The organism is Leifsonia sp. McL0607, assembly GCF_049993355.1.
Taxonomy (GTDB): domain Bacteria; phylum Actinomycetota; class Actinomycetes; order Actinomycetales; family Microbacteriaceae; genus Leifsonia.
The window spans coordinates 2,586,412-2,612,393 of record NZ_CP188253.1; the positions used below are offsets into that span (position 1 = coordinate 2,586,412).

Consider the following 25,982-nt stretch of genomic DNA (forward strand, 5'->3'; position numbering starts at 1 on the left):
TCCTCCTAGGCGTAACTGTGCAGTTCGGGGTCGCCGCCGGTCAGCTTGGCGTCGAGACGGGCGGCGTCCTGCTCGGCACGGCGGATGTCGACGTCGGCCCGGTCGAGCGCGCGGCGGATGAGCTCCATCCGCGACTGCGCCTCGGCGAGCCGCGAGGAGCAGGCGGCGACGTTGCGGGTGCGCTGGCGTTCCAGGTCGGCGACGCCCGCGCGCTCGGAGGCCGCGAGCTCGTGCTCGAACACCTCCAGCGTCTCCACGTCGACCGCTCCGCGCATCCTCCGGAGGCGCCAGAGCAGGCGGCGTCGCAGCCCGCGGGTCGACGGCACCTTGTAGTCGGTGATCCTGTCACGTTCGCGCATCGGGGCTCCCTGGTTCGACGGACGGTGCGGATGGTGCGGAAGATGCCGCGCCGGCGGCCCTGCCGGTGCCGACGGGCTCGACCGGATGCCAGATGTCCACGGAGGTCTCGCGCCCGGCGAGCGAATCCGCGCGGTGCAGGGCGGGTGCGCGCACCGCACCGGAAGGCTGCGTCAGCGCGCGCAGGTAGGCGCTCCAGTAGACGGCGATCTTCTCATCCGAGCGGTCGAAGTGCCTGCTCGCGCGCAGCCGCGCGGCGGTGAACCGCGCGTTGATGCTCGCGCCGAGCTGCTCCGCTCGCGCGTTGCGCTGAGCGATCCGGCGGCGCAGTCGGCGCAACTCCTGGAAGGCGGCGCCGTCGCCATCGGCGATGCGGGAGGCCGTACGCTCGGCGGGCGCGAGCGCCTCCAGCCGGTCGTCGTAGGCGTCCAGATCGGCGGCGAGCGCCTGAGCGAGACCGCGCTGCTCGGCGAGGTCGCGGCGGGAGCGGGAGAAGAAGCGCTGCTCTTCGCGGCGCGCGTAGGCGTTGGCGCGGGCCTGGAGGGCGGTGATGGTGGGAGTGGCGACCGTCGGCGTGCCCTCCGCCGACGGTGTGTCGCGCGGCGGCCGCGTCGCCTCGGCGTCTTGCCGGGCGCGACGTTCCAGCAGGCGACGGGCGAACGGCCCTATTCTCAGCGGCTGGATCCCCATATCTGGCGAGCGTACGAAGTGAGCCTGAACGGTTCCTCGGCGTCCGGTGACTAAGTGCCGTGTGAGACGGAACTGTAGCGTGCCGTCGAGGGGCACGTACACGCCCTTATCCGAGCGTTTTAGGGGCGTTGACGTGCCCCTCGGCGGGCTTCACTACTCGAAGTGGCCGGCGCGGGCGGCGTCGACGAAGGTGGCGTAGTCGGCCTCCGCCTGGGCGGCGTACTGGTGCGCCCATTCGGAGGCGGCGCGTACGAACCCGCCCCCGGTGCCCATGTAGCCGGAGACGTACTGCGCCTTCGGCGAGCGCGCGTGCGCCCGGCCGAGCACGATCGCGCAGGCCTGTGAGTATTCGGTGAACTGAGTCGTGTTCATGTCGGCGATCTCGAACGAGGCGTTCCGGTTGCGGAAGACCCTCATGTAGAAGCTGTGATTCTGAAGCGTCAGATATCCGAGGAACGGATCGGACACCGCTTGCAGGATGCGCTGGCAGCCCACGACGCGGTAGCCCTGATGCTCGGCGAGGATCACCGGGTCGAGATAGCCGGACACCGGGCCGATCCCGCCGAAGTCCTCGACGACCGAGTTGTTCGCCTCCTTCAGCTGCAGGATCGAGACTTCGCCGGTCGGGTCGCCGAGCGCGATGATGAAGCACCGGGTTCCGACACTGCCGACCCCGACGACGCGTCGAGCGACGTCCAGGACCGTGTACTGGGACAGCATCAGGGCGATGTTCGTCGGGACCGTCTGGCGGTACGCCTCGAAGACCTCGTCGACCAGCACGCGGATCTCGGGCTCCAACCGGGTCAGGATCGGGGGGTTCTCGACGAACTGGAGCCCTTCGCCGCCTTCGGTCAGGGTGCGGCTCGCGACCCGCTCGCTGGTGCGCTTCTCCGACTCTTTAAGGGTGCGTTTGATCATCCGCTCGCTGTCCGGGCTGAGGATCTGCCGGTTGACCAGGCTGGTCACCCGGAAGTAGCGCCCGTACAGCGACGACTGCAGAGCATTGCGCAGCGAGTTGCGGTACATCGCAGCCGACGAGAGCACGATCGAGCGGAGCGTGGAGCCGCCGAGACCGAGCGAGCGGCCGGCCAGGACGATGCTGGTCAGCATCCGCTTGACGTCCCATTCGAACGGCCCGACGGCCGCCTCGTCGAAGTCGTTGATGTCGAAGACCATCGAGCTCTCGGGCGAGCGGTAGATGCCGAAGTTGCTGATGTGGGCGTCGCCACAGATCACGACCTCCCCTCCGGCGCTGGGAGCGGCGGCCAGATCGGCTGCCTGGATCGCGGCGGTGCCGCGGTAGAACGCGAACGCCGACGAACTCATCCGCTCGACCCGCAGTTCGACCAGGTAGGGCAGGCGGTTCTCGTGCTGCTTGCGGAGGATTCCCAGGGGGTCCCGCCCGGGCGGAGGCGTGTAGTCGGCCTGGCTGGAGCGCGGCACCTGCGAACGTGCCGCCCGCCCTGCGTCGTAGAGCTCTTCTTCGTTGAGCGGGGTCGCGATCGTCGTCATGGCGCACCTCCTGGGTGGCGCTCATGCTAGCTCCGCGCGCGCAGGGTGGCCAGAGGCCTCCCGTCAAGCCAGATGCATCCCGTCAAGCCGAGCCCGCTGCAGCGCTGAGCGCAGGTCTGGTGCGGTGTGCTCGCCGCGGGCTACCATCGGGCAGATTCCCGAGAGGGGGCGCGATGGCGGGACGATGGGGCGCTGTCACGGTGCTCGGGGCCGCGCAGTTCGTGATGACGCTGGACAGCACCGTCATGAACGTCTCGATCTCGACGGTGGTCAAAGACCTCGACACCACCATTTCGGCCATGCAGGCGTGCATCACCTTCTATACGCTGACGATGGCCGCCTTCATGCTGCTCGGCGCGAAGCTCGGCGACGTCTGGGGCCGGCGCCGCGCACTGGTGATCGGGTCGATCGTCTACGCGGTGGGGTCGGGGACGACCGCGCTCGCGCCGAACATCGTCGTGCTCTTCCTCGGCTGGTCGGTTATCGAGGGGCTGGGAGCGGTGCTCGTCATCCCGGCGATCGCCGCTCTGATCGCCGACAACTACACCGGGCACGCCCGCGTGACGGCGTTCGCTGTGATCGGGGCGTCCTCCGGCGTGGCGGTGGCGGTCGGCCCGCTGATCGGAGGCTTCCTCACCACCTACGCAAGCTGGCGGTACGTGTTCGCCGGCGAGGTCGTGATCATGGCGATCGTGCTGCTGTTCCGCACCGTGGTCTCCGACACGGGCGAGCGTTCGCGGATCCGGATCGACCTCCTCTCGGTGCTGCTCTCGGCGGCAGGACTGGTGCTCATCGTCTACGGCCTGCTGCAGACCAAGACCTGGGGGTGGATCCTGCCGACCCAGCAGGACATCTCCCTCCTCGGCCTCTCTCCTGTGCCGTTCATCGTCGGCATCGGCGCCGTGCTGCTCTGGCTGTTCTTCCTGCGCCAGCGCCGACTCATCCGGCTCGGGAGGCCGCCGCTGCTGAACACCGCGATCCTACGGTTGCGGCAGCTGCGCGCCGGTGTCGGCAGCCTCGGCATCCAGTACACCGTGACCGCCGGCCTGTTCTTCGTCGTGCCGATCTACCTGCAGCTCTCGCTGGGGCTGGACGCCCTGTCGACCGGCTTGCGGATCTTCCCCCTCTCGGTCGCGCTCGTGCTGTTCTCGATCCTGGGCACGGCGCTGGCCCGCCGCCTGTCTCCGAAGCTGATTGCGCGCCTCGGCCAGTTCGGGCTGGTGCTGGCCAGCCTGGTGCTGCTCGGCTCCATCGACACCGAGCTGAACAACTGGGTATTCGGCACGGGCATGTTCCTCGCCGGCGCCGCTCTCGGCCTGCTCGCCTCCCAGCTCGGCAATGTCACGATGTCGGCCGTCGGGGACGACGAGCTCAGCGAGGCCGGGGGAGTGCAGGGCGTCTATCAGAACCTCGGCTCCTCGCTCGGCACGGCGCTGATCGGGTCGGTCATGATCGCGTCGCTCACCACGATCTTCACCGGAGCGGTGGCGACGAGCACGCTCCCGCACGACGTGCAGCAGCAGATCACGTCCGCGACGCAGGGTGGGGTCGCCGTGGTGTCCGTCGCCGACGTCCCGACGATCGCGACCGACGCCGGCTTGACCCAGGACCAGAGCGCGCAGCTCTCCTCGCTCTACAGCGAGTCGCAGCTGGAGGCGCTGCGGCTGTCGTTCGCGGCCCTCGCGATCGTCTCCCTCGGTGCGGTGTTCTTCTCGCGCAACCTTCCGTCGCGGGTGCTCGGACGCGAGGAGGACCACGGCGACGCGGGCGAGGAGGACGCGCCGCCCGCGACTGCGGCCTCCAGCTGACGGGTCTGGTGCCGTGCTCGCGCGCGGAGCTAGCATCCGGCACAAGAGGAGGAGGACCTATGGAGGCGTTCCCCGATATCGCTGAACACGGCATGATCGGCGACCTGCAGACCGTGGCGCTGGTCTCGACCGCCGGTTCGATCGACTGGTTCTGCGCGCCCCGGTTCGACTCGCCGACGGTCTTCGCGTCACTGCTCGACCGCGAGAACGGCGGGTATTTCCGCATCCACGCGCTCGCCGATGACGTGCGGATCAAGCAGATGTACTTCCCGCAGACGGCCGTGCTGATCACACGCTTCATGTCGTCGAAGGGAGTCGGCGAGGTGATCGACTTCATGCCCGTCGCCGACGAACCGCGCATCGCGACAGCGAGACGGACCATCGTCCGGGCGGTGCGCGTGGTGCGCGGCGAGCTGCCCTTCCGGCTGGAGTGCCGTCCCCGGTTCGACTACGGCCGCAGCGCGCACACGGCCACAGCCTCCGAGCACGGCGTGCTCTTCGCCGATGACACGACGAGCGCGGCGCTGCACGGTGTCGAGCCCGACGCGCTCGTCGGCGGCGACGTCGTCGCCGAGTTCACCGTCGCCGCCGGCGATATGCGGATCTTCGCCTTCGAGACCGAGCCGCGCGGCGAGCCCCGCAACATCGGGCGGGCCCGCGGCAACCGGCTGTTCCGCGACACGGTCGCGTACTGGCGCGACTGGATCGGCCGCAGCGGCTATTCGGGGCGTTGGCGGGAGGACGTCGAGCGCTCGGCGATGGTGCTGAAGCTGCTGCAGTACGCCCCGACCGGCGCTCTGGTCGCCGCGCCGACGGCGGCCCTTCCGGAGCAGCTGGGCGGCGTGCGCAACTGGGACTACCGCTACACCTGGATCCGCGACGCCTCCTTCTCGGTGTACTCGCTGCTGGCGCTCGGCTACGAGGAGGAGGCGATCGCGTTCGCGCTCTGGACGGGCGACCGGGTCGCCGAGCAGGTGGGCGAGAGCTCCGGACCGCTCAAGATCATGTACCGGATCGACGGGTCGTCCGATCTGGCGGAGCTGACTCTCGACCACTTCGAGGGCTATCAGGGCTCGCAGCCCGTGCACATCGGCAACGGCGCCGCCGACCAGTTGCAGCTCGACATCTACGGGGAGGCCCTGGACGCGCTCTCGATCGCGGAAGACCACCACCCGATCGCTCACCCCGGCTGGATGAAACTGGTCGGCATCCTCGACTGGCTGGCCGACAACTGGGATCAGCCCGACGAGGGCGTCTGGGAGACCCGCGGCGGCCGCAAGGACTTCACCTATGGCCGGATCATGTGCTGGGTGGCGTTCGACCGCGCGATCACGATCGCCCGTGAGCGCAGCCGCCCCGCCCCGCTGGACCGCTGGATCCGCACCCGCGACGCGATCTACGAGCAGGTGTTCACGCGCTGCTGGAACCCGGAGCGGAAGGCGTTCACGCAGTATCCGGGCACCGACGTCGTCGACGCGATCACCCTGCTCATGCCGCTGGTCGGGATGATCTCGCCGCGAGACCCGATGTGGCTGTCCACGCTCGACGCGATCGGCGAGGAGCTGGTGACCGACAGTCTCGTGTACCGCTACAACCCGGCGGCGTCTCCGGACGGCCTCCCGGGCGAGGAGGGCACGTTCTCGCTGTGCTCGTTCTTCTACGTCTGCGCGCTGACCGACGCCGGCCGGCTCGACGAGGCGCAGTACGCGTTCGAGAAGATGCTCACCTACGGCAACCACGTGGGGCTGTTCGCCGAGGAGATCGATCCGGCGGGCCTCCAGCTCGGCAACTTCCCGCAGGCGTTCACCCACTTAGCCCTCATCCGCGCGGCGATCGCCTTGGACGCAGCGCTCACCTCCCACACCGCCACGACCCGGAAAGCCCCTCGATGATCCCGCTCACCATCGGCACCACGGTCGACGCGCCCGACCGTCCCGCCGTGATCGACGGCTCGCGATTCAACCGGCACACGTTCTGGTGCGGCCAGAGCGGGTCGGGCAAGACCTACGCGCTCGGGGTGGTGCTGGAGCAGCTGCTGCTGGAGACCGAGCTGCCGATCGCCGTGCTCGACCCGAACGCCGACTTCGTGAGGGTGTCGCGCACCCGCGACGACGTGAGCGCGGCGGATCGCGAGCGGTTCGCCGGCTTCGACATCAGGGTCTTCCACTCCAGCACCCGCGAGGAGCCTGCGCTGCACGCCCGCTACGTCGACCTCAGCGTGCGGTCGCAGGCGGCAGTCGGGAGGCTCGACCCGATCGCCGACGAAGAGGAGTACAACGCGCTCCTGCACCTCGACAAGTCGCCGGGGCGGCATTTCGACAAGCAGCGCTTCCTCGACGCGCTCGCCTCCTCGGACGACCCAGCGCAGCGCCGGCTGGGCATGCGGATCGACAACCTCGAGATCCTGGACTGGCCGCTCTGGTCGTTCGGAGGGGCCTCCGTGGTCGACACCCTCGACGAGCGGCCACGCGTGACCGTGCTCGACGTCGGCGGGTTCGCCCACCAGGCCGAGCCGCAGGCCGCCGCGCTGTGCGTGCTCGAGCACCTCTGGGAGCGCCGGATGGATCGCAACCCGCTCCTGATCGTCCTCGACGAGGCGCACAACTTCTGTCCTCCCGTGCCGCGCAACAGCGTGGAGGCCCAGCTCACCGAACAGCTCATCCAAATCGCCGCGGAGGGCCGCAAGTTCGGTCTCTGGCTGTTCCTGTCGACCCAACGGCCCACGAAGATCCACCCGAACGTGCTCTCGCAGTGCGACAACCTCGGTCTGATGCGGATGAACTCGCCGCGCGACCTCGATGAGATCGGCGACGTCTTCGGCTTCGTGCCGCAGCACCTGCTGGAGCAGTCGCCGACGTTCCGCAAGGGCGAGGTGCTGTTCGCCGGCGCGTTCTCGGACGAACCTCAACTGGTGCGGGTCAGCCGTCGGCTCACCGTCGAGGGCGGCAGCGACCTGTCGGTCGAGCAGCACCGTGCCGAGGTCGGGCAGCCCTAGTAGTGTCTTGTAATTGCTGGGTCGAGGCGACATTTCGGAGACGCGCTGTCTGCGGCGGCGGCGCGCTCTGCTGCGAGTAATTCCGGAGGTCGCGGTCCACACGCCTGCGATTCTCCGGCGGAACGGTCCCATCGCCGGCGTGTCCCCACAAGGTTCCGAAGTTTCGGACACTCCGCGGGCCGTGCGGGCAACTCCGGAGGTCACAGACGACGCACCGCACCAGAGCCCGTTCGTTCGGATTCGCGTAGCGAAGTCCGCCAGGACTCCGGAGGAACGGAGCCGGGGCACACCCCCACCTGCACCCCGGAACTATCAGACGTACTCAAGGACGCAACTCGGGACGCGAGGAGGCGTCATGCGCGACATCGTGAACGGCCGGCTCATGCACGTGCCGGCGACGATCGGGCAGTCGATCGAGGACTTCCACGACTCGTCTCAGGAGTGGCGACGGCTGTTCTCAGAACTCCTCGGCACGTTCTTCCTCGTGCTCGTCGCGGCCGGCGGCGGGATGATGGGCCAGGCCTTCCCGAATACGACCTCGCGCACGGCCGCGGTGACGGCGCCGGCGCTGATGGTCTTGGCGATCATCCTCTTTATGGGCAAGATCTCGGGCGCGCACCTCAACCCCGCCGTCAGCGTCGCGTTCGCGCTGCGCGGGGACTTCCCGTGGGCGCGCGTGCCCGGCTACATCCTCGTGCAGCTCATCGGGGCCTCGCTCGCGGCCTGTTCCTGGAGGGCGTCACGCACGCGTCCTCCCGCTACGGGTCGAACTACCCGGCCTCCGGGTTCAGCTCGTGGGACGCGCTGAAGATGGAGGCGGTTCTCACGTTCGGCCTGGTGAGCGTCATCCTGGGCACGGCCTCCGGAGCCCAGAACCTCGGCATCATCGGCGCGTTCGGCGTCGGGCGCCTACATCGCCCTCGCCGGCCTGTGGGGGAGCCCGATCTCCGGGGCGTCGATGAACCCGGCGCGCACCTTCGGGCCGGACCTGGTGAGCGGCCGCTGGGACGCGTACTGGGTCTACATCGTCGGCCCGGTGGCGGGCGCGGTGATCGCGGTCGGCGCGGCGTTCGTGCTGCGCGGTCGCGGCGGCGGGCTCGCGGGCTCGGCGGCGGCGCAGGGCGGCCTGATGACGGACGCGCGGTTCCCGGAACAGGACTGACGGAGCGCACGCCGGCGGACCATGATGTCCTCATGGACTCGATGGATCTCAACCGGTCCGAGGCGCAGCCGAACGGAAGTGGTGTCCGCGTGCAGCGGGCGCTCTGGCGGCACTGGGGCACGCCGGCCGGCATCTACGGCACCATCGTCTACGCGAGCGTCGTCGCCGCGAGTTCGGGTGGCGCGCAGAATCAGGCGGACGCCCTCCAGGTGCTCGTGTTCAGCCTGGTGAGCATCGTGGTGTTCTGGATGGCGCACGTCTACTCCACGGCTCTCGGGTTCCATGGCGCCGACGAGCGCGTGGGAGCGCGGGTGCGCGATGCGTTCGGCCACGCGCTGTTCGAGTCCACCGGCATGCTGGAGGCTGCGGTCGTGCCGAGCATCCCGCTGCTTCTCGCGGCGATCGGCGTCCTCCCGGCCGACGTCGGTGTGACGGTCTCGCTCTGGTTGACCGTGCTGCTGCTCGCCCTGCTGGGCTACCTCGTTTTCCACATGCGGGGAAGGCCGGTGCTGCTCTGCCTCACGGGCGCGGTCATCACCGGCCTGTTCGGGGTCGTCGTCATCCTGCTGAAGACCACGCTGCAGCATTGAGGGGTGCCGCCACGGCCCCGCATTCTCGCCGAATGCAGCGATTGGCGGCGTCAGAGACAACATTCGCGGTGAATGTGCGGAGGGCCGTCCCATCGTGCTCCCCGGCTACTCCTTCTTCTGCTGGCCGGCAGGGCTCTGCTTCGCGAGCTTCGCGGACTTGCGCTCGGCTTTCGCCTCCGCGGACTCCTCCTTCATCAGATCCTTCGTCTCGCGCAAGTCGCCGATGACGCCGCGCCAGATGCGGGCGCGCGGATCGGAGTCGACCAGGATCGCGCGGAAGAGCAGCGTCAGCGGGATGGCGAGGATGGCCCCGATCGCACCGAGGACGACCGCCCAGAGCAGCACCGAGAAAAAGGTGAGCGTCTGGCTGAGCGCCACCGCGTTGCCCACGACCTTCGGCTGCACGACCGACTGGACGACCGCGTTGACGAGCCCATAGATCACGATGATCGCGATCACGGTGCCCCAGCCGCCGATGAGGTAGCCGAACACCAGGGGAGGCACGATCGCGAGGAAGTAGCCGACGTTGGGGATGAAGCTGCACAGGAACGACAGGATCGCCCAGAGCAGCGCGGCGGGCACGCCCAGTAACCAAAGCGCGATGCCGTTGATCACGCCCTGCACGATGCCGAGGAGGGTGGTCACGACCATATAGCGGCGCACGCTGTGCGCGAAGCCGGTCATCGCGTAGACGAGGTTCGGCTTGGTCGGCTTCAGCTGGCGCAGGAGGGTCGGGGTGTAGGCGGCGTCGGCGGGCATCAGGATGAGCATGGTCAGCACGATCACGCCGAAGGCGATGATGCCCAATGCGCCGCCGAGCACCCCGGTGAACACGTCCAGCAGCTTGGTCGGGTCGAAGCCTTGCGTGACGATCTTCAGGTCTTGCGGGCTGATGCCGATGCTCGTCAGCCAGGTGGCGAACTGCTGGCCGATCTGCTGGAACTGCTCCTTGTACTGGGGGAGCATCCCGACGAACTGGGCCATCGCGATGATCAGGAGGGCGACGAAGCCGGCGAGCAGCGCGAACGTCGTCAGCGCGACGGCACCGGTCGCGACCCCCGACGGCGTGCCGTGCCGTTCCAGCCAGACGCGCACGGGCTGGGCGCAGATGACCAGCACGAGGGCCAGCAGTGTGGGCGCGAGGATGCCGGCGATCGCGTGCATCCCGATCGCGATGACCACCCCGCCGGCGAGGGCGAGCAGGATGCGGGCAGACCGGCCGTTCGCGTTGGCGGCTTCCTGATCGGTCTCGGGGCCGGACGGCGGCGATGCCTCCGGTGCGCGGGTGCGGCGTCGGAACGGCCACACCCCGCTAACGGCGGCCATCGTCGGAGCCTGTCAGGTCTGTCTGGAGCGCCATGATGGCCTCCCGGTCGGTGTCGAAGAAAACGCGCCCCGTCGAGCAGCTCGAGGTGCTGGAGGCGCTCGCGGACGCCCGGACGCCCGGGCGCACGCGGCTGAGCGCGAGGTGCGCTCCGTGGGCGCTGAGGGAGGCCGTCAGGCCGGCGAACGGCCGGAGGCGGGCGTGCGGCGGCGCCGGAGCCCTCGTGGACTCTGGCGCCGCTGCGGTCGGGTCGGTCACGTCGGTCACCGAGCCCGGGGGTTCACGCCGTGGGCGCTGCCGGCGGCGGAGTCGGAGCCGACGGCGCGGCGGGCGCTGCAGGTGCCGCGTGCGCTCCGGCAGCGGCCTGGTGGCCGAGGGCGACGCTCTTCAGGTGGGCGAACTCCTCCGGGGTGATGGTTCCGGCGTCGAGAAGGGCCTTCGCCTTCGCGATCTCGTCCGCCGGGCTGCTGGTGGCGACCTGCCGGATGTACGCGTCGGTGCTCTGCTGCACCTGGCGCGCCTCCTTCTGGCTGCGCTCCGCCATCCCCGGCCCGCGGGCGATCAGGTAGACCAGCGCGGTGAGGAACGGCACGAAGATGAGGAAGATGATCCAGACAGCCTTCCACCAGCCGTTGAGCTTGCGGTCGCGGAACAGGTCGCCGATGATCGCGAACAGCGCGAACAGGTACGCGATGAAGGCGAAGCTCCAGAAGAACAGCCAGATGATGTTCCAGAAGTTATTCCAGAAATCCATTGTCGTCACCTCTCCTGCCGGGCTCGTTCGAGCCTGGATGTGGGCTGAGAGTAACGCGGCAGGAGGATGCGCGTCTAGAGGACTCTTCCGGGCCTCGCGCTAGTGCTTGCGGTTGACGGCGGCCTGGATCTCCGCGAGCGACGTGCCGATCGACTTCTGGTTGTCGGGCATCGAGGGGCCTCCGGAGAACACCGACTCTTCGAGGCTGTTGACGCGCCCCATCAGACTGTCCGGGGCGAAGTCGCGACCCGGCGTTCCCGAGACCGCGGGTCCGCCGGCGTAGACGAAACCGATCAGTGCGCGCACTCCCGCGAGGAGTTCGGCCTGTTCTGCGTCGGTCAATGCCATGAATGTGTTCCCTTCTATGGAGGCGCCGATCGTGCCGGCGCCCGTGAGCGAGTCGTAGCCGTCGTATTCCGGGTAGGCGTAGCCGAGGATCTGCGCGGAGCCGCCGGTGAACGTGTTGACCGTCGAGTTGGCCCAGTCGGTGGCGCCGCGGTAGTAGCCCGTGTTGCCTTCGATGGTCTTCGGGTACCCGCCGACGACGTCGGTCACCAGGCCGACGTGGCCCGGATAGAAGATGAGCGCTCCCGGCAGGGGCGTCGAACCGAGTCGGTCCGCTGGAAACCGGCTGCGCAGGGTGGAGACCGTGAAGTCGGCAGGGGAGAAGGCTATCCCGTTGTCGCGCAACAGCCAGGTCACGAACCACGCGCACCATTCGTTCGCGTACTCCGCCCAGATCCCGTCGACACCGAGGATCTGCTTGCACTGGGCGAGGGTGCAGCCCTTGGTGCTCTGCGCGGCCGAGATCACCTGGCCGAGGCTGGGCATGCCGGACGCGAACGCGGGCGACGAGAGGAACGCCCCGCCGAACGCGATCACAGCGGCAGCGCCGGCCAGCACCGCGCGCCGCGAGGGCATCGGCTGGGAACCCGGTTCCTGATCCATACCGGACTAGACGCCACCGCACGGTTTCGTTAACGTTCCGCGCGCCCCACCTCCACCACTTCATACGCCAGTCGCTCCACGATCTCCGACGCCAGGAACCCGACCGGTGCTACGGCCTTCGACAGCGACATGCCCGCGGCAACGTGCAGGTACGTTCCCCAGGCCGCGGCCTGCAGCGGTTCGCAGCCACGTGCCGCGAGGCCGGCGATCGCGCCGGACAGCACATCCCCGCTGCCCGAGGTGCCGAGGCCGGGAACCTGGTCATCGATGGTGAGCAGACGGCCGTCAGGGGAGGCGATGCGGCCGAAACAGCTGACCACGGCCCTGTAGCGGCGCGCGATCGCCAGCACGTCCGTGTCGAGGTCTCCTGCGCGCCTGCCCAGCAGGCGCTCCGCCTCGTCGGTGTTGGGTGTGAGGATGCGGCGGCCGCCTCCGGCGAGTCCCGGCCTGCCGGCCAGCGCGCCCAGAGCGTAGGCGTCCAGCACCAGGGTCGCCGCCCGGGCGGTGACGCGCCCGAGGTAACGGAGCATCTTCGCCGTCTCGCCTGCGTCGTCCAAGCCCGGTCCGGCAAGCACCGCGTCGGCTCGAGCCAGGTCGGGCGAGGCCGCGCGGAGGCCGAAGCCGCGCACGCTGCCGTCGCGCGACTCCGGAAGGAGCACCACGCCGCATTCTGGCAGGGCGACCGCCGTGGCGACGCCCACGCTCTCGCCGATCGCCAGGGTCAGCCGTCCGGCCCCGACGCGCAGGGCAGCCCGACCGGACAGGAGGGCGGCACCGGGGGATCGCCGTGACCCTCCCACCACCAGCACCTGGCCGCGGGAGTACTTCGACCCGCCGGGATCCGGCAGCGGCCAGGCGCGGAGGAAACCGGGCGTGATGCGTTCAGACGTCGGCACGCGCGTTCCCGGGGTGCTCGGTCGCTGGGAGGCCGACCTCGGTGAGGTGCGAGGCGTCCGCGAATGCGTCCACTCGCCAACCGTCGTCGCTGCGGGCGAGAACGGTTACCGACGCGTTCGTCACAGGGCGGGTGCGGAGGAACTCGTGCAATTCGTCCTCCGTCATCCCGAGCAGCACGAACAGGAAGACGCTCACCACCGCGTCGTGCGTGAAGATCACCGCTGTGCCCTCGCCGGCCGGGAGGTCGCGGAGGAACGACCGGACCCGCAAGGCGACATCGGCCCACGACTCGCCTCCCGGAGGCCGGTAATAGAACTTGCCGAGCCAGCGCCGCCGCTCCGCCTCCAGCGGCAGCCGGCGCTCCACGCCGAGCACGGTCAGCGCGTCGATGATGCCGAGTTCCCGGTCGCGCAACCGCTCGTCGAGAACGAGTACCGGCTTCTCGGCGTCGGCGGCCTGTGCGGTCTGCACCGCGCGGCGGTAGGGGGAGCTGAAGACGTGAGCGTCAGACACGGCGTGATCGCGCAACGCCTGAGCGAGAGTGGCGGCCTGGCGTTCGCCGAGCCCCGAGAGCGGCACATCGGCGTCGCGCGCCTCCACCGCAATCGCCTCGGCGCCTCCGGCTTCGGCCGCAGCCGCTGCGACGTTCGCCGTGCTCTCGCCGTGCCGGATGAGCAGGAGCCGACCGGTCACGAGCGCCCCGCCCACTCCAGCACGCGCAACGCCCGCAGTGTGTTCCATCTGCTCGGCTCGCCGACGACCTCCAGGTCGAGTAGGGCGCGCCCCGAGTGCTGGTGGTCCAGCAACCACCGCCCGTCCGGCTGCCGCCGCGACTCGACGACGTCCACGGCCTCCGTCGCCCGCGCGTCGACCGGCACCCCGGCCGCCCGCAGGTGGTCCAGGCCGCGCAGCAGGTCGAACGCCCAGTAGTACGGGAAGCTGAACTCGAGCCAGCTGGCCTTGATGATGCTGTGGTCGTTCAGGCGACGCATCAGTCCTCGCGACAGCAGGTATTCGTGGCCGCGGTCGATCGTGGCGCTCACGTCGGTCGGGCCTCCCGCGTCGCGGTAGGCGACCAGCCCCTCCAGCGCGCAGATCGCGCTGTGGAACGAGCCGGGATCGTCGCGGGTCTGCGCGTAGCAGTTCCAGCCTCCGTCGGTCTGCTGCTCGTTCATCAGCCGTTCGACGATGAGCTCGCTCGGATGACCGAAGCGTGCGCCGGCGACGAGCACGCGCCCGTTGATGCACGGCTCCACCTCGCCGTCGAAGAAGGGATGGTTCCGCCACTCCTCGCCCCAGTCGACCTGCCGCACCACCCGGTCGACCGCGATGCGGGTGCGTTCGCCCTCCGCGGGAGCGCCGAGCAGGGCGAGCAGCAGCATCGCGTCGTCGACGCCGAGCCGGTCACGCTGCGTCCACACGCCGTCGCCCCAGGTGCCGTCCTCCCGCTGGAGGTCGAGCAGCTCGGCGCCCCAGCCCTCGGTCTCGACGTTCGCACGCTCGGCGGCGACGACGTCACCGGGCTCCCGGAGCAGGTCGCGCCGCACCTGCCAACGGATCGCCGGGTCGCCCTTCAGAAGCCAATCGATGACATCCACGCGGCACACGGTACTCCGCGATGCGCTTCGTCGCGGTCGAGACCGACGGCCATGCCCCACGGGAGGCGCGCGAAGGTCGGGAGCCGACGTGCTCAGGAGTCGACGATGCTCAGGAGTCCACGCGTGCGCGACGTCGGCGCAGTGCGATCACACGGACGAGCACAGGGCCGACCGACAGCACCACGATCGCGACGAGCACGAGGTCGAGGTACGTCGACACGAAGTCCGCCACGCCGGGAATGTGGCCGAGGCCGTACCCGATCAGCACGACGGCGATCGCCCACACCGATGCGCCGATCACGTTGAAGGCGCTGAAGACGCCCCACCGCATCCGGCCCACGCCCGCGGCGACCGGCGCGAACGTCCGCACCACCGGCACGAATCGCGCCACGACCACGGCTCCGGACCCCCACCGGTCGAAGAAGCTCTGCGTTCGCGCGACGCTCGCCCGGCTGAACAGCCCCGACTCCCGCCGGTCGAACACAGCGGGACCCGTCTTGCGGCCGATCAGGTAGCCGACCTCGCCTCCGACGATCGCGGCGATCGCCACGGCGACGATCACGAGCCAGAGCGGCTGCGGGATCCGCCCGGTCAGCGTGAGCACCCCGGCGAAGAACAGCAGGGTGTCGCCGGGCAGGAAGAAGCCGAGCAGGAGGCCGGTCTCGGCGAAGACGATCGCGCAGACGCCGAGCAGCGCCCACGGCCCTGCGGCCTGGATCAGGCCCTGCGGTTCGAGGAGGCCGGTATGCATGATGGAGGGGATCATCTGGTCCTTACGTAGAGTGCGACGACCGCGCGGTGGGTCGCGATGCGAAGGCCCGTCGCGCGGAAACCGAGGGTGGCGAGGCCGGCGATGCCGTAGGAGTCCGCCGTCGTGGGGGAGGCCGCGTACTCGATCAGCCAGACCCGGTCGACTCCGCCGAATCGACCTTTCGCCGCCGCCTGGCGAACCGTGTAGGCGCTGTCGCGCCAGCCGGTGTTCTCCGTGAACGGGAGAGCCAGCGTCACGTCCGCGGTGTTGCGGAACCCCGCCGGATATGTGTGCAGGGCGAGCCGCGGACGTCGCGACGGGCGGGCGCTCTCGTCGAACACCACCGCGTCGCCGGGGCGGGCGTTCGCGCCGACCGCGGCGGAGACCTCCGCCCAGTCGCTGTCGTTCTTGGCGTACGGCGTGCGCTGCCCCAGGTACACGGGCACGGTCAGCGCAACGACGAGGAGGCCGGTCACGACGCCGGCCCAGCGCCGCCAGCGCAGCAGATCGTCGACGCCGCACGCCATCAGGAGCGCGGCGGCCGGTGCACAGAACGACACGTAGCGCGCGGTGAAGTCGGGGACGACCGCTTGCGCGGCGATCAGGAGGCCCGCCGGCAGCAGCAGCCAGAGCAACGCGAGCGGCACGAGCGACGGCAACCGGGTGCCGGACCGGAAGAACAGACCGCCGCCCGCCGCCTGCGCCACGAGGACGCGCCGCCGGGCTTCGACCGCCACGGCCAGCACGACGAGCGCCCAGGCGGCGAGCGCGAGCGGCCACATTCCGCCGAACCAGAGCCCGCTGATGAGCGTCTGCGGCGCCAGCTGCGGGGTCGAGCCGAGGTAGGCGATCTGGTGGTGCTCGTTCACTGCTACGGCGATGAGCGGCGCAGCGGCGACCACGGCGCCTCCGACCGCGATCGCCCACCCGGCGATAACGCGGCGAGGCGTGCGCGAGGCGGCGACGACGACACCGTGCACGACGATGAACAGTGCCGTATAGAGGAAGACGTGGGTGCCCACGGCCAGAAGCGCGCCGTACGCGATCCACCACGCGGCGCGGGGACGCTCCCGGTCGAGTGCGAAGACGAGCAGCACCGTCGCCCACGCGACGATGGCCGCGGAGAACGCGAACGACCGTGCCTCCTCACCCATGTACGTGACGCGGGGGAGGATCGCGCACAGCGCGCCGGCGAGAACGGCGGTTCGGGTGTCGCGCAGGCGTGCAGCCAGCAGGACGACGGCCGCAGTGGCGAGTCCGACGGCGATCGCGCTGGGCAGCCGCACCGAGAAGGGGGAGAACCCGAAGACGGCGCCCCAGAAATGGAGGCCGAGGTAGTACGTGCCGTGCACGGCGTCGACATGTCCGAGCATCCGGAACAGGGTCGGCAACGGACGCTCGGCCGACATGATGCTGGCGGCCTCGTCGCCCCAGAGCGACGGGATCCACGAGCCTGCGGCCGCGAGCGCTGTGGCGAGCACGCCGAACAACACCGCGAGTGCGGCGGGGCGGGTGACGCGGACGGTCCCCTCGGCGGGAGCCGGACGCAGCATCGTGACAGCCAGGGTCCGCACCGTCCTCTCCAATCAGCGTCCTGGCGTCAGTCAAGCCCAGCGATCCCCAGAAACATCCAAGACGACGATGAACGCGCGATGGACTCTCGGTGCCGCACGACCGTCGCACCGCTCGGCAACGGCTCAGCACCGCTCGGCGAGGGCTCAGCCGCTCTCGGCCAGGACGCGTTCCGCCAGCAGATCGCCCACCAGCGGTCCCATTGTCAGTCCGCCCGCTCCGAACCCGGCGTTCACGTACATCCCCGGTCGTCCGTCCACGGGGCCGACGGTCGGGAGGTCGCCCTCCGGGAGCGGGCGCAGCCCCACCCGGGACTCGACCACGCTCGCCCCGGCCAGCCCCGGCGCGATCGAGAGCGCGTCGTCCAGCACCTGTCGTTCGCCCCCGGCGGTGACCCGCGCGTCGAATCCTGAGCCGGTCTCCCTCGTGGCCCCCGCCACGATGCGCCCGGCGTCGAATGCGACCAGATAGTGGGCCGCGACCGGATGCACCGACGGCCAGGAGCGCGTGTCGGCGTCCACGCGCAGGTGCACGAGCTGGCCGCGTTGCGGCTCCACGCGCACGCGAACCCCGAGCGGGCGGAGGACGCGGTCGGTCCAGGCCCCAGCGGCGACGACGATCGCGTCGGCGGGCAGCGCGGTGCCGTCCGCGGTGATGCTGCCCTCGTCCGTCAGCTCGGCCCTCGCCTCCACGCGGGTCGCCCCGTGTGCCGCCGCCGCGTCGAGCAGCCCGGTGCGCAACGCTCGGCCGTCGACGCGTGCGCCGCCGGCGATGTGGAGGCCGTGCAGGCCGTCGGCCAGCGGCGGGAACAGTTCCCGGGCGACGACAGGGTCGACGCGGCGCACCTCGCCGGCCGTTCGGGAGGCCGCGGCGCGCTCGCGTACGCGCTGCTCGACCTCGTCGATCACCGCTGCGTCCCTGTTGACGACGAGCGCGCCCGAGCGGCGGTAGCCAATCGCGTGCACGCCGGCCTCCGCTAGCCGCTCGATCAGCTCGGGGTAGAAGTCCGCTCCCGCCGAGTAGAGCTCGTAGAACTCGCCGCCGGACGATGTGCTCCACGGCTGCACGATCCCCGCTCCCGCGTCGGTCGCACGGCCGACCAAACCGGCGTCGACGATCGTGACGGTCGCGCCGCGGCGCGCCAGCGCGAACGCCGTCGCGGCACCGGCGACGCCGTCGCCGACGACGACGACCCGGGGCTTCTTCATGGAGGCGACGGTACACCCGTGAGGGAAGCTGCGCCGCCGACCGAAGAGACGCTGAATCCGGATCCGACTGCCGGGAATACCGGGCCCGTCCCTACGTTGAAGTTGAGTCCACATAGCTCAACTTTGAGAACAGGAGATCAGGTGCCCGAGAATTTCACCCCCGATGGCGGCAGCGAGAACTCGTTCGACGAGTTCCTCTCGCGCTACCTCGCGGGCGAGCGCGCCCGAGCCGCGCGCTCCATCGACATCAGCCGCTTCCTCAGCCGCCGCACGCAGGAACTCCTCGCCGAGGCGGGCCGTTACGCCCTCGAGCACGGCCACCGCGAGCTCGACTCCCTGCACGTCCTTCGCGTGATGGCGGGGCAGGAGCCGGCGTCCGACGTCATGCGCCGCATCGGCGTCGACCCGAACGCGGTCGCCGCTGCCGCCGAGCAGCGGCTCCCGACCTCCGGCGAGCCCATCGAGGCCGACGGCGCCTCGATCACGGCGTCCGCCCAGCGCGCACTGTTCCACGCCTACCAGGTCGCTCGCGCCTCCGGCTCGACGTACATCGACCCCGAGCACCTCTTCTTCGCGCTCGTGATCGGTCAGGACGCGCCCGCCGGGCAGGTCCTGCAGTCCGCGGGCGTGACCCCCGACTCGCTCACCAACGCCATGCGCCAGGCCGCCACGGTCGGCGCCGGCGGCGAGACCGCCGCCCAGAAGGCCGCGAGCGACTCCACGACCCCGATGCTCGATCAGTTCGGCACCGACCTCACCGCGCTCGCGCGGGACGGCGGGCTGGACCCCGTCATCGGCCGACTCGACGAGATCGAGCAGACCGTCGAAATCCTCTCCCGCCGGACGAAGAACAACCCCGTGCTGGTCGGCGAGGCCGGCGTCGGCAAGACCGCGATCGTGGAGGGCCTGGCCCGCGCGATCGTCGCCGGAGACGTGCCGGAGCAGCTGCGCGGCAAGAGGGTCGTCGCACTCGACCTCCCGGGCATGGTGGCGGGCACCCGATATCGCGGCGACTTCGAAGAGCGGCTCACCACGCTCCTGGACGAGATCAGCGCAGGCACGGACGAGCTGATCGTGTTCGTCGACGAGCTGCACACCGTGGTCGGCGCCGGAGGGTCCGGCGAGTCCGGCGGAATGGACGCGGGGAACATCCTCAAGCCCCGGCTGGCGCGTGGCGACCTCCACCTGGTGGGAGCCACCACTCTGAAGGAGTACCGCCGCATCGAGAAGGACCCTGCGCTGGAGCGCCGCTTCCAGCCGGTGACGGTCGGCGAGCCGAGCGTGGAGGAGGCGGTGCTCATCCTGGACGGCCTGCGCGCCGCCTACGAGGAGCACCACGGCGTCAACTACACGCCGGAGGCGATCCGCGCGGCCGTCGAGCTGTCGAACCGCTACATCTCCGGCCGCTTCCTGCCCGACAAGGCGATCGACCTGATCGACCAGGCGGGCGCCCGGTTGCGCCTGTCGCTGGGCAAGCGCGTCGACGCGTCGGAGCTGATGCAGAAGCTGGCGACCCTGGAGTCCGAGAAGAACTCCGCCGTCACGAACGAGCGCTACGAGGAGGCCTCCCGCCTCCGCGACGAGATGGAGGCGGTGCAGCGCTCGATCGACGAGCTCGGTTCGGCCCGGCACGCCGCAGCCGCCGCCGCTGCGGTGGTCGACGAGGCGGAGATCGCCGCGATCATCTCCCGCGCGACCGGCATCCCGGTGTCGCGCATCGGTGATGCCGACCGCGAGCGCCTCGCCGCACTCGAGTCGGAGCTGCACGAGCGCGTGATCGGTCAGGACGACGCGGTGACGGCCGTCGCGAAGGCGGTGCGCCGCAACCGCACCGGCCTCGGCGACGAGCGCCGGCCCGTCGGATCGTTCCTGTTCCTGGGCCCGACCGGTGTCGGGAAGACCGAGCTGGCCAAGGCACTGGCCACCTCGCTGTTCGGCGACGACAAGGCGATGATCCGGTTCGACATGAGTGAGTTCGACGAGCGCCACACGGTCGCCCGTCTGGTCGGCGCCCCTCCCGGGTACGTCGGCTACGACGATCCCGGCCAGTTGACCGAGCGCGTGCGCCGCAACCCGTACTCCGTGATCCTGTTCGACGAGATCGAGAAGGCGCACCCGGATGTGTTCAACCTGCTGCTGCAGGTGCTCGACGACGGCCGCCTCACCGACGGCCAGGGTCGCACGGTCGACTTCCGCAACACGGTCGTCATCATGACCTCCAACCTCGGGTCGGAGTTCCTGGCGTCCCGCAGCGGAGCGCTCGGCTTCGTGCCGATGGGCTCCGACGGGTTCGCGTCCGACACGGGCCTCCGCGACCGCGTGATGGGCAAGCTCCGGGAGGCCATGCGCCCGGAGTTCCTGAACCGCATCGACGAGATCGTGCTGTTCCGCAAGCTGGACGCCGAGCAACTGCGCGACATCGTCCGCCTGCTGCTGCAGGCGACGGCCGCCCGCCTCGCCCACCGGAGCATCGGTTTCGAGGTGACCGACGCCGCGGTGCAGTGGATCGCCGACGCCGGCTACGAGCCGGAGTACGGCGCCCGCCCGCTCCGCCGCGTCATCCAGCGCGAGGTCGATGACCGCATCGCCGAGCTGCTGGTGGCCGGCGAGGTCGCCGACGGCGGCAGCGTCGTCGTCGACGCCGCCGACGGCGCCCTGACCGTGCGCTCGCGCGCGGCGCTCGCGAACGCGGCGTGACTGTGGGTTGACACCCAAGGGGTCGCAACTGCCGAACCGCCGAGCCGGTGGGGCGGGTTGTGACCCCTCAGTATCGCCTGTGAGCCGAATGTGATCGGGTGTGCGTCGGTTAGCTGTCAGGCGTACCGTCGCACGGCGGTCCGGATCTCGTCGGCGAAACTGTAGATCTCGTCGAGTGACGAGATCTCATGGCGTGTCTCGTTCTTGTCCCCGTCGAATAAGCCGAGATACTTCTTGGCCTTCCCGTTGAAGTGGAGCCGAGCGAGCGGCTTGCGGTTGTTGTCATCGAGCAGAATCGCGAAGTAGGACTTGGAGTCTCGCTGCGACACTCTCTCGGGCTTGACTTCGCTGCACGCAATTGCCTTGACGATGTGATACCCCTCGAGCTCCTCAAGCGTGGTCTCGATTTCGGAGTCGCCAGTGAGGTTGTCAGCAGCAGGTCCTTGACTCGCGATCGCCTCCTCGGTCCCGGCTTCGCTGGACGCATAGTTCGAGCTTCCGAGCGCGGTCTTGAGCCGCTCATTCACTTGGTCGTTGAGAAACTGTTTCGTGGCCTTGATCACGAGAGGAGCGAACATCTCCCGGATTCGTTGGGTAATCGGGCCGTCGTACACGCGCGCAATGAAGAAGCGATTCCACTCGTCATCGGGCTCGCGAAACTGACTGGCGAGAGCGCGCTTGATTTGACCGATGTACTTCAGCTCGCCAGCCGCACTGATGATCGATTCGAGATCGAACGCGTCCTTGGTGAGCTTGCGCAATTCAGGGATCAGCGTCTCATCGATGTCGTGCAAGTCGAGGACGAGGAATGGTTTCTCGTCCATCCGGTTTGGCGCGTCGAGGTCAGTGTAGAACTGGTAGGCCTCGCCATTTGTCAGGACGGCGACCCGCGCATTCGTGACGGCGAAATAGCGGAACAACTGCGAGGCGTTCTCGATCGTCAGGAATTCGTTCGATTTCTTGCACTCGATCAGCATCTGGACTTCGCCGTCCCGCATGATCGCGTAGTCGATCTTCTCGCCCTTCTTGATGCCTACATCCGCGATGAACTCGGGGACGACCTCGAGGGGATTGAAAACGTCATATCCCAGCACAGCGGCATCACGAAGGCGTTTTTAGTCGCTTCCTCTGTGTGAATCGCGTCCCGCTGGTTGTGCACCTTTTGCGCGAGCGCCGCGATTGCCTCGGCAAAATCCATCTGCTCCTCCTCGAGTTACCTAGAAACATATTAAATGCTTCCAAGGGCGCCGGGTATCGCACAATACTTCCTCGCGCGTCGCTCAGGAAGTCTACGTACGAGTTGCAGGCGACTGTCAGCCCCCAGTCGGGGCACCACTTTCCGAGCAACTCGGAGATTCTCATAAACTCATATGCCCGCTGGAGGCCAATTGAAGTCACCGCACTCGTCGGGAAGGGGCTGACCGACACAGAGATCGGGGAAGCGCCTCGTCGTCTCCGAGCGCACAGCCGAGGAACATGTCGCCAACCGCCTCATGAAGCTCGGCTTCACCCCGCGTACCCAGCTCGCCGCGTGGGGCAGCACCGGTCCAGCACGGTTCCTGAAAATCCACATAGGGGTACAGTCCGAAACCCAACCGCCCGCACAGCAGACCCTGGAAGCGTGGACACGTGCCCATCCCGGACAGACTCCAGAATTCCCCACGCTTCCAGGCGATCGACGAGCGTCTCGAGCCGTTGAAGCGCTTCGAGCTGCGCACTCCGCGCACCCGTAATAGGGCGATCGTCCAGTTCGTCGGGCTCGCCGTCGTGGCAGCCGTGCTGGCGGCGCTGTTCTTTCTTCCGGGTTTCCTGGGAGCCGGCGTCGCGGCTGCTGCGGGCATCAGCGACTTCAACAAGCTCCCGGCCGACCTGAACATCCAGCAGTTCGCGCAGAACTCCACGGTGTACGCCACCAAGGGCGGCACGTCTGTGCCGATCGCCCAGTTCTACGCGCAGAACCGCAAGGACGTCGGCTGGGGTGCCGTCGCCCAGGTCGTGAAGGACGCGACCACCTCCGCCGAGGACCCGCGGTTCTACAGCGAGGGCGCCGTCGACCTCTTCGGCACGGTGCGCGGAGCGCTCTCGACCGTCGTCGGCGGTGACGTGCAGGGCGGCTCGTCGATCACCCAGCAATATGTTAAGAACGTCGAGGTCGAGAAGTGCGAGGCGCTCACCGACCAGAAGAAGGTGCAGGCCTGCTACACCGACGCGGCCGGCGTCACCCTCCAACGCAAGGTGCAGGAGATGCGCTACGCGGTCGGTCTGGAGAAGAAGTACAGCAAGCAGGACATCCTGCTCGGCTACCTGAACGTCGTCGGCTTCGGCGGCCAGGTCTACGGCATCGAGGCGGCGTCCGAGTACTACTTCAACACCACGGCGGCCCAGCTCACCCTGCCGCAGGCGGCGACGCTGGTGGCCATCGTCAACAACCCGTCGAACCTCCGCATCGACCAGCCGACCAACAAGGACAACGGAGCGGCCGACGGCTACGCGCTCACGAAGGCGCGTCGCGACTACGTGCTCGACCGCATGTACGTCAATCACAAGATCACCGCCGCCGACCGGGATGCCGCCAAGAAGACGCCGATTCAGCCGACGATCACGCCCGCCACCTCCGGGTGCGCCACGGCGGCGAACGTCGACGCGGCGTTCTTCTGCGACTACGTGCGCGACGTCATCCTCAACGACCCGGCCTACGGCAAGACCACCGCTGACCGCTGGACGACCCTCAACCGCGGCGGCCTCAAGATCTACACCACGCTCAACCTCGACCTCCAGGCCGTGGCTCAGCAGTCCCTGTCGAAGTACATCCCGGCCTCCCGCCCCGACATCGACATCGGCGCGTCCAACGTGTCGGTGGAGGTCGGCACCGGCCGCATCGTGACCATGGTCGAGAATCGCGCGTTCAACAACACCGACCAGCCCCAGGACGGCACGACCGCCGTGAACTACAACACCGACCAGGCCTACGGAGGCTCGGAGGGCTTCCAGACCGGCTCGACGTTCAAGGCGTTCGACCTCGCGGGCTGGCTGGAGGGCGGCCACAGCCTCTACGAGACCGTCGACGCCTCCCGGCACACCTTCCCGATGTCGGACTTCTCGAGCAGTTGCGGCACGGTCTCCGGGCCGCCGTGGCCGGTGTCCAATGACGAAGGGTCCGCGGGCCGGCTGTCGGTCATGTCGGCGACCGCGGAGTCCGTCAACACCGCGTTCGCCATGATGGCCACCAAGACCGATCTGTGCTCCATCCTCAAGGCGGCGGAGAACCTCGGCGTCCACCCCGCCAAGACCGGCGCCCAGCTCAACTCCTACCCGTCGATGATCCTCGGCACGAACAACGTCGCGCCGCTCACGATGGCGACGGCGTACGCCGGCATCGCCAATGGCGGCACAGTCTGCACGCCGATCGCGATCGACAAGGTCGTCAACGCCGACGGGACCCCGCACAAGGTGAGCCCGTCGACCTGCACGCAAGGTCTTCCCAAGAACATCGCGTCCGGGATCACGTACGCGCTGCAGGGCGTCATGCGCGGGGGCGGCACCGCGGCCAGCGCCAACCCGTACGACGGCACCCCGATCATGGGCAAGACCGGCACGACCGACGATTCGCTGCAGAACTGGATGATCACCTCCACCACAAAGGTCGCGCAGGCGACCTGGGTAGGCAACGTGTCGGGCCAGACTCCGCTGCGCAGTCTCGAGTTCAACAGGATCGGCGGCGGAAACGTCAAGTTCTCGATCGCCAAGCCGATCCTGAAGGCGCTCGACCAGGTCTACGGAGGCGACTCCTTCCCGAAGGCGGACAACTCCGTGCTGTACGGCAGCCGGGTGACGGTTCCGGACGTATCGGGCAAGACCACCGACCAGGCCACGCAGCTGCTGCAGGCGCTCGGACTCTCCGTCACCGTCGACCCGACCCCGATCGCGAGCGACCAGCCGGCGGGCACCGTCGCCGGGACCGACCCGTCCGCCGGCTCGACGGTCGACGGGGGCTCGAGCGTGACCGTCCAGGTCAGCTCCGGTCAGCCGACCCAGGGGCCGTCGACCGGCACACCGACCCCGGGACCGACGAACGGCAACGGGACCGGGACCGGGAACGGCAAGGGCGGCGGCACCGTCGGCGGAGGCGTTGGCGGCGGAGGCACTGGGGGCGGAGGCACTGGCGGCTAGGTGGTCGCCGCTGTGGCGTGCGCCGCTGCGCGGGCGCGCCCGTGTGCCGCTGGCAGCCGTGCGGCCGGCAGCCGGGCGGCGGCAAGCGGGATGGTCACCGTCGAGGATACGGGCCCGTCAGCCGAGCGACTCCAGCGGGTTGCGCTGCAGCTTCGCGGCGACGCCGCGCTCCACGATGCGGTGCGCGGCGGTCGTGGGCTTGCGCGCGGCCTGGTCGGTGACGCACGCCGTGAACTCGGCCGCGAGCGCGAGTCGAGGGTAGGCCCCGACGACTTCGCGCAGGAACTCCCGGGGCAGGGCGTCCGGACGCACGCCGGAGATGTCGAGCGCGGTCGCGACCTCCAGCAGGTGGCCCTCCGGGTCGGCCGCGGGGTCGACCTCCGGCCAGTTGTGGCGGACGATCACCTCGTGCGCGCGGGTCCTCCGCTCGGGCTGCCAGCCGGCGCCCGTGGTGAGCGCCTTCGCGACGTGACCGCCAGCGTCCTCGTAGGCGAGGGTGTGGTTGTCGAACGCGGGCACGATGCCGATGTCGTGCAGAACGGCCGAGACGTACAGCAGTTCACGGTCGATGCCGTGCAGGCCCTCGACGGTGGCGAAGCCCTCCGCCCACAGCCACGACCGCAGCACGTGGTTGAGGAGGGAGGGGGTGTGGTACTCGGCGGCCAGCTCCAACGCGGCCCGGGCGGCGTCGGTGTCGGGAACGGCGATGTCGGCGAGGCGCATGGCACCATCCTGCCCCGCACAATCCGCCCCGTCGAATCCCGGCCCGATCCGGTTGGCAACTCCGGAGGCCTAGCCCGACACGCCGGCGCAGGACCGGTTACTCCGGACACCGCGGCCGCCTGGCGGCCGGTCTCCGGAGTTGTCGTCACAGGAGGCGGCCCCTCGGCGGCGTTCGTTCCTCCGGAGTCCCGGCCCACGGTGGCCGCGGTCTCCGGAGTTGCGGGCA

22 protein-coding genes and 1 pseudogene are annotated in these 25,982 nt (G+C 69.4%); 8 read left to right on the forward strand and 15 right to left on the reverse strand.

All coding sequences use genetic code 11. The features are described 5' to 3' along the window. Window positions 1–5 precede the first annotated feature (5 nt). From ACPPVW_RS12480 to ACPPVW_RS12490, 3 genes are all read right to left on the reverse strand, one after another. Entirely contained in the window at window positions 6–359 is a 354-nt protein-coding gene (locus ACPPVW_RS12480; RefSeq protein WP_426623439.1) for a hypothetical protein, read from the reverse strand. Next, complete coding sequence (locus ACPPVW_RS12485) at window positions 346–1,047, reverse strand: hypothetical protein (RefSeq protein ID WP_426623440.1); 702 nt, start codon at window positions 1,045–1,047, stop codon at window positions 346–348. The genes ACPPVW_RS12480 and ACPPVW_RS12485 overlap by 14 nt, the downstream gene beginning before the upstream one ends. A gap of 153 nt (window positions 1,048–1,200) precedes the next feature. Then, window positions 1,201–2,559: a DUF2252 domain-containing protein gene (locus ACPPVW_RS12490; protein WP_426623441.1), complete on the reverse strand. Its 1,359-nt coding sequence runs from the start codon at window positions 2,557–2,559 to the stop codon at window positions 1,201–1,203. Window positions 2,560–2,732: 173 nt separating this feature from the next. Here ACPPVW_RS12490 and ACPPVW_RS12495 point away from each other — a divergent pair, with 173 nt between their 5' ends. The 6 genes and pseudogenes from ACPPVW_RS12495 (at window position 2,733) to ACPPVW_RS12520 (ending at window position 9,114) form a co-directional block, all read left to right on the forward strand. Next, window positions 2,733–4,367, forward strand: coding sequence for an MFS transporter (locus ACPPVW_RS12495; protein ID WP_426623442.1), 1,635 nt, complete (start codon window positions 2,733–2,735; stop codon window positions 4,365–4,367). Window positions 4,368–4,426: 59 nt separating this feature from the next. Continuing rightward, window positions 4,427–6,259 carry a glycoside hydrolase family 15 protein gene (locus tag ACPPVW_RS12500; RefSeq protein WP_426623443.1) on the forward strand — a complete coding sequence of 611 codons (1,833 nt, stop codon included), beginning with the start codon at window positions 4,427–4,429 and terminating at the stop codon, window positions 6,257–6,259. Beyond that, window positions 6,256–7,362, forward strand: a complete 1,107-nt coding sequence (locus ACPPVW_RS12505) for an ATP-binding protein (protein WP_426623444.1) — start codon at window positions 6,256–6,258, stop codon at window positions 7,360–7,362. Before ACPPVW_RS12500 ends, ACPPVW_RS12505 begins: the two co-directional genes overlap by 4 nt. Window positions 7,363–7,717: 355 nt before the next feature. Next, complete coding sequence (locus tag ACPPVW_RS12510; RefSeq protein WP_426623445.1) at window positions 7,718–8,170, forward strand: MIP/aquaporin family protein; 453 nt, start codon at window positions 7,718–7,720, stop codon at window positions 8,168–8,170. A gap of 93 nt (window positions 8,171–8,263) precedes the next feature. Then, window positions 8,264–8,524: pseudogene (locus ACPPVW_RS12515) on the forward strand (aquaporin); the annotation flags it as partial. A 32-nt stretch (window positions 8,525–8,556) separates the two neighbouring features. Then, window positions 8,557–9,114 carry a hypothetical protein gene (locus tag ACPPVW_RS12520; protein WP_426623446.1) on the forward strand — a complete coding sequence of 186 codons (558 nt, stop codon included), beginning with the start codon at window positions 8,557–8,559 and terminating at the stop codon, window positions 9,112–9,114. Between the two features lie 105 nt (window positions 9,115–9,219). On the opposite strand, the gene ACPPVW_RS12525 is transcribed toward ACPPVW_RS12520, so the two are convergent. From ACPPVW_RS12525 to ACPPVW_RS12570, 10 genes are all read right to left on the reverse strand, one after another. Then, window positions 9,220–10,440 carry an AI-2E family transporter gene (locus ACPPVW_RS12525; RefSeq protein WP_426623447.1) on the reverse strand — a complete coding sequence of 407 codons (1,221 nt, stop codon included), beginning with the start codon at window positions 10,438–10,440 and terminating at the stop codon, window positions 9,220–9,222. Further along, complete coding sequence (locus tag ACPPVW_RS12530) at window positions 10,427–10,696, reverse strand: hypothetical protein (RefSeq protein ID WP_426623448.1); 270 nt, start codon at window positions 10,694–10,696, stop codon at window positions 10,427–10,429. Before ACPPVW_RS12530 ends, ACPPVW_RS12525 begins: the two co-directional genes overlap by 14 nt. 22 nt (window positions 10,697–10,718) lie before the next feature. Continuing rightward, window positions 10,719–11,192, reverse strand: coding sequence for an SHOCT domain-containing protein (locus tag ACPPVW_RS12535; RefSeq protein WP_426623449.1), 474 nt, complete (start codon window positions 11,190–11,192; stop codon window positions 10,719–10,721). A gap of 99 nt (window positions 11,193–11,291) precedes the next feature. Then, on the reverse strand, window positions 11,292–12,113 hold the full coding sequence (locus tag ACPPVW_RS12540) for a CHAP domain-containing protein (protein WP_426623450.1): 822 nt from the start codon (window positions 12,111–12,113) through the stop codon (window positions 11,292–11,294). Window positions 12,114–12,169: 56 nt separating this feature from the next. Continuing rightward, window positions 12,170–13,036, reverse strand: a complete 867-nt coding sequence (locus ACPPVW_RS12545; protein WP_426623451.1) for an NAD(P)H-hydrate dehydratase — start codon at window positions 13,034–13,036, stop codon at window positions 12,170–12,172. Next, window positions 13,023–13,730, reverse strand: coding sequence for a histidine phosphatase family protein (locus tag ACPPVW_RS12550; RefSeq protein ID WP_426623452.1), 708 nt, complete (start codon window positions 13,728–13,730; stop codon window positions 13,023–13,025). The genes ACPPVW_RS12545 and ACPPVW_RS12550 overlap by 14 nt, the downstream gene beginning before the upstream one ends. Continuing rightward, entirely contained in the window at window positions 13,727–14,635 is a 909-nt protein-coding gene (locus ACPPVW_RS12555; protein ID WP_426623453.1) for a hypothetical protein, read from the reverse strand. The genes ACPPVW_RS12550 and ACPPVW_RS12555 overlap by 4 nt, the downstream gene beginning before the upstream one ends. 109 nt (window positions 14,636–14,744) lie before the next feature. After that, window positions 14,745–15,401, reverse strand: coding sequence for a DedA family protein (locus ACPPVW_RS12560; RefSeq protein ID WP_426623454.1), 657 nt, complete (start codon window positions 15,399–15,401; stop codon window positions 14,745–14,747). Continuing rightward, window positions 15,398–16,960 carry a glycosyltransferase family 39 protein gene (locus ACPPVW_RS12565; protein ID WP_426623455.1) on the reverse strand — a complete coding sequence of 521 codons (1,563 nt, stop codon included), beginning with the start codon at window positions 16,958–16,960 and terminating at the stop codon, window positions 15,398–15,400. The genes ACPPVW_RS12560 and ACPPVW_RS12565 overlap by 4 nt, the downstream gene beginning before the upstream one ends. Window positions 16,961–17,104: 144 nt before the next feature. Beyond that, on the reverse strand, window positions 17,105–18,166 hold the full coding sequence (locus ACPPVW_RS12570; protein ID WP_426623456.1) for an NAD(P)/FAD-dependent oxidoreductase: 1,062 nt from the start codon (window positions 18,164–18,166) through the stop codon (window positions 17,105–17,107). 141 nt (window positions 18,167–18,307) lie between these two features. On the opposite strand from ACPPVW_RS12570, the gene ACPPVW_RS12575 reads away from it, so the two are divergent. Continuing rightward, window positions 18,308–20,863, forward strand: coding sequence for an ATP-dependent Clp protease ATP-binding subunit (locus ACPPVW_RS12575; RefSeq protein WP_426623457.1), 2,556 nt, complete (start codon window positions 18,308–18,310; stop codon window positions 20,861–20,863). 116 nt (window positions 20,864–20,979) lie between these two features. On the opposite strand, the gene ACPPVW_RS12580 is transcribed toward ACPPVW_RS12575, so the two are convergent. Continuing rightward, the gene (locus ACPPVW_RS12580) at window positions 20,980–21,957 is read right to left on the reverse strand and encodes a type I restriction endonuclease (RefSeq protein WP_426623458.1); all 978 of its coding nucleotides are present in this window, start codon (window positions 21,955–21,957) and stop codon (window positions 20,980–20,982) included. A 535-nt stretch (window positions 21,958–22,492) separates the two neighbouring features. On the opposite strand from ACPPVW_RS12580, the gene ACPPVW_RS12585 reads away from it, so the two are divergent. Further along, complete coding sequence (locus ACPPVW_RS12585) at window positions 22,493–25,033, forward strand: penicillin-binding protein (RefSeq protein WP_426623459.1); 2,541 nt, start codon at window positions 22,493–22,495, stop codon at window positions 25,031–25,033. A gap of 117 nt (window positions 25,034–25,150) precedes the next feature. Here the strand turns inward: ACPPVW_RS12585 and ACPPVW_RS12590 are convergent, their stop codons facing one another. Next, window positions 25,151–25,756: an HD domain-containing protein gene (locus tag ACPPVW_RS12590; RefSeq protein ID WP_426623460.1), complete on the reverse strand. Its 606-nt coding sequence runs from the start codon at window positions 25,754–25,756 to the stop codon at window positions 25,151–25,153. Between the last annotated feature and the right edge of the window lie 226 nt (window positions 25,757–25,982).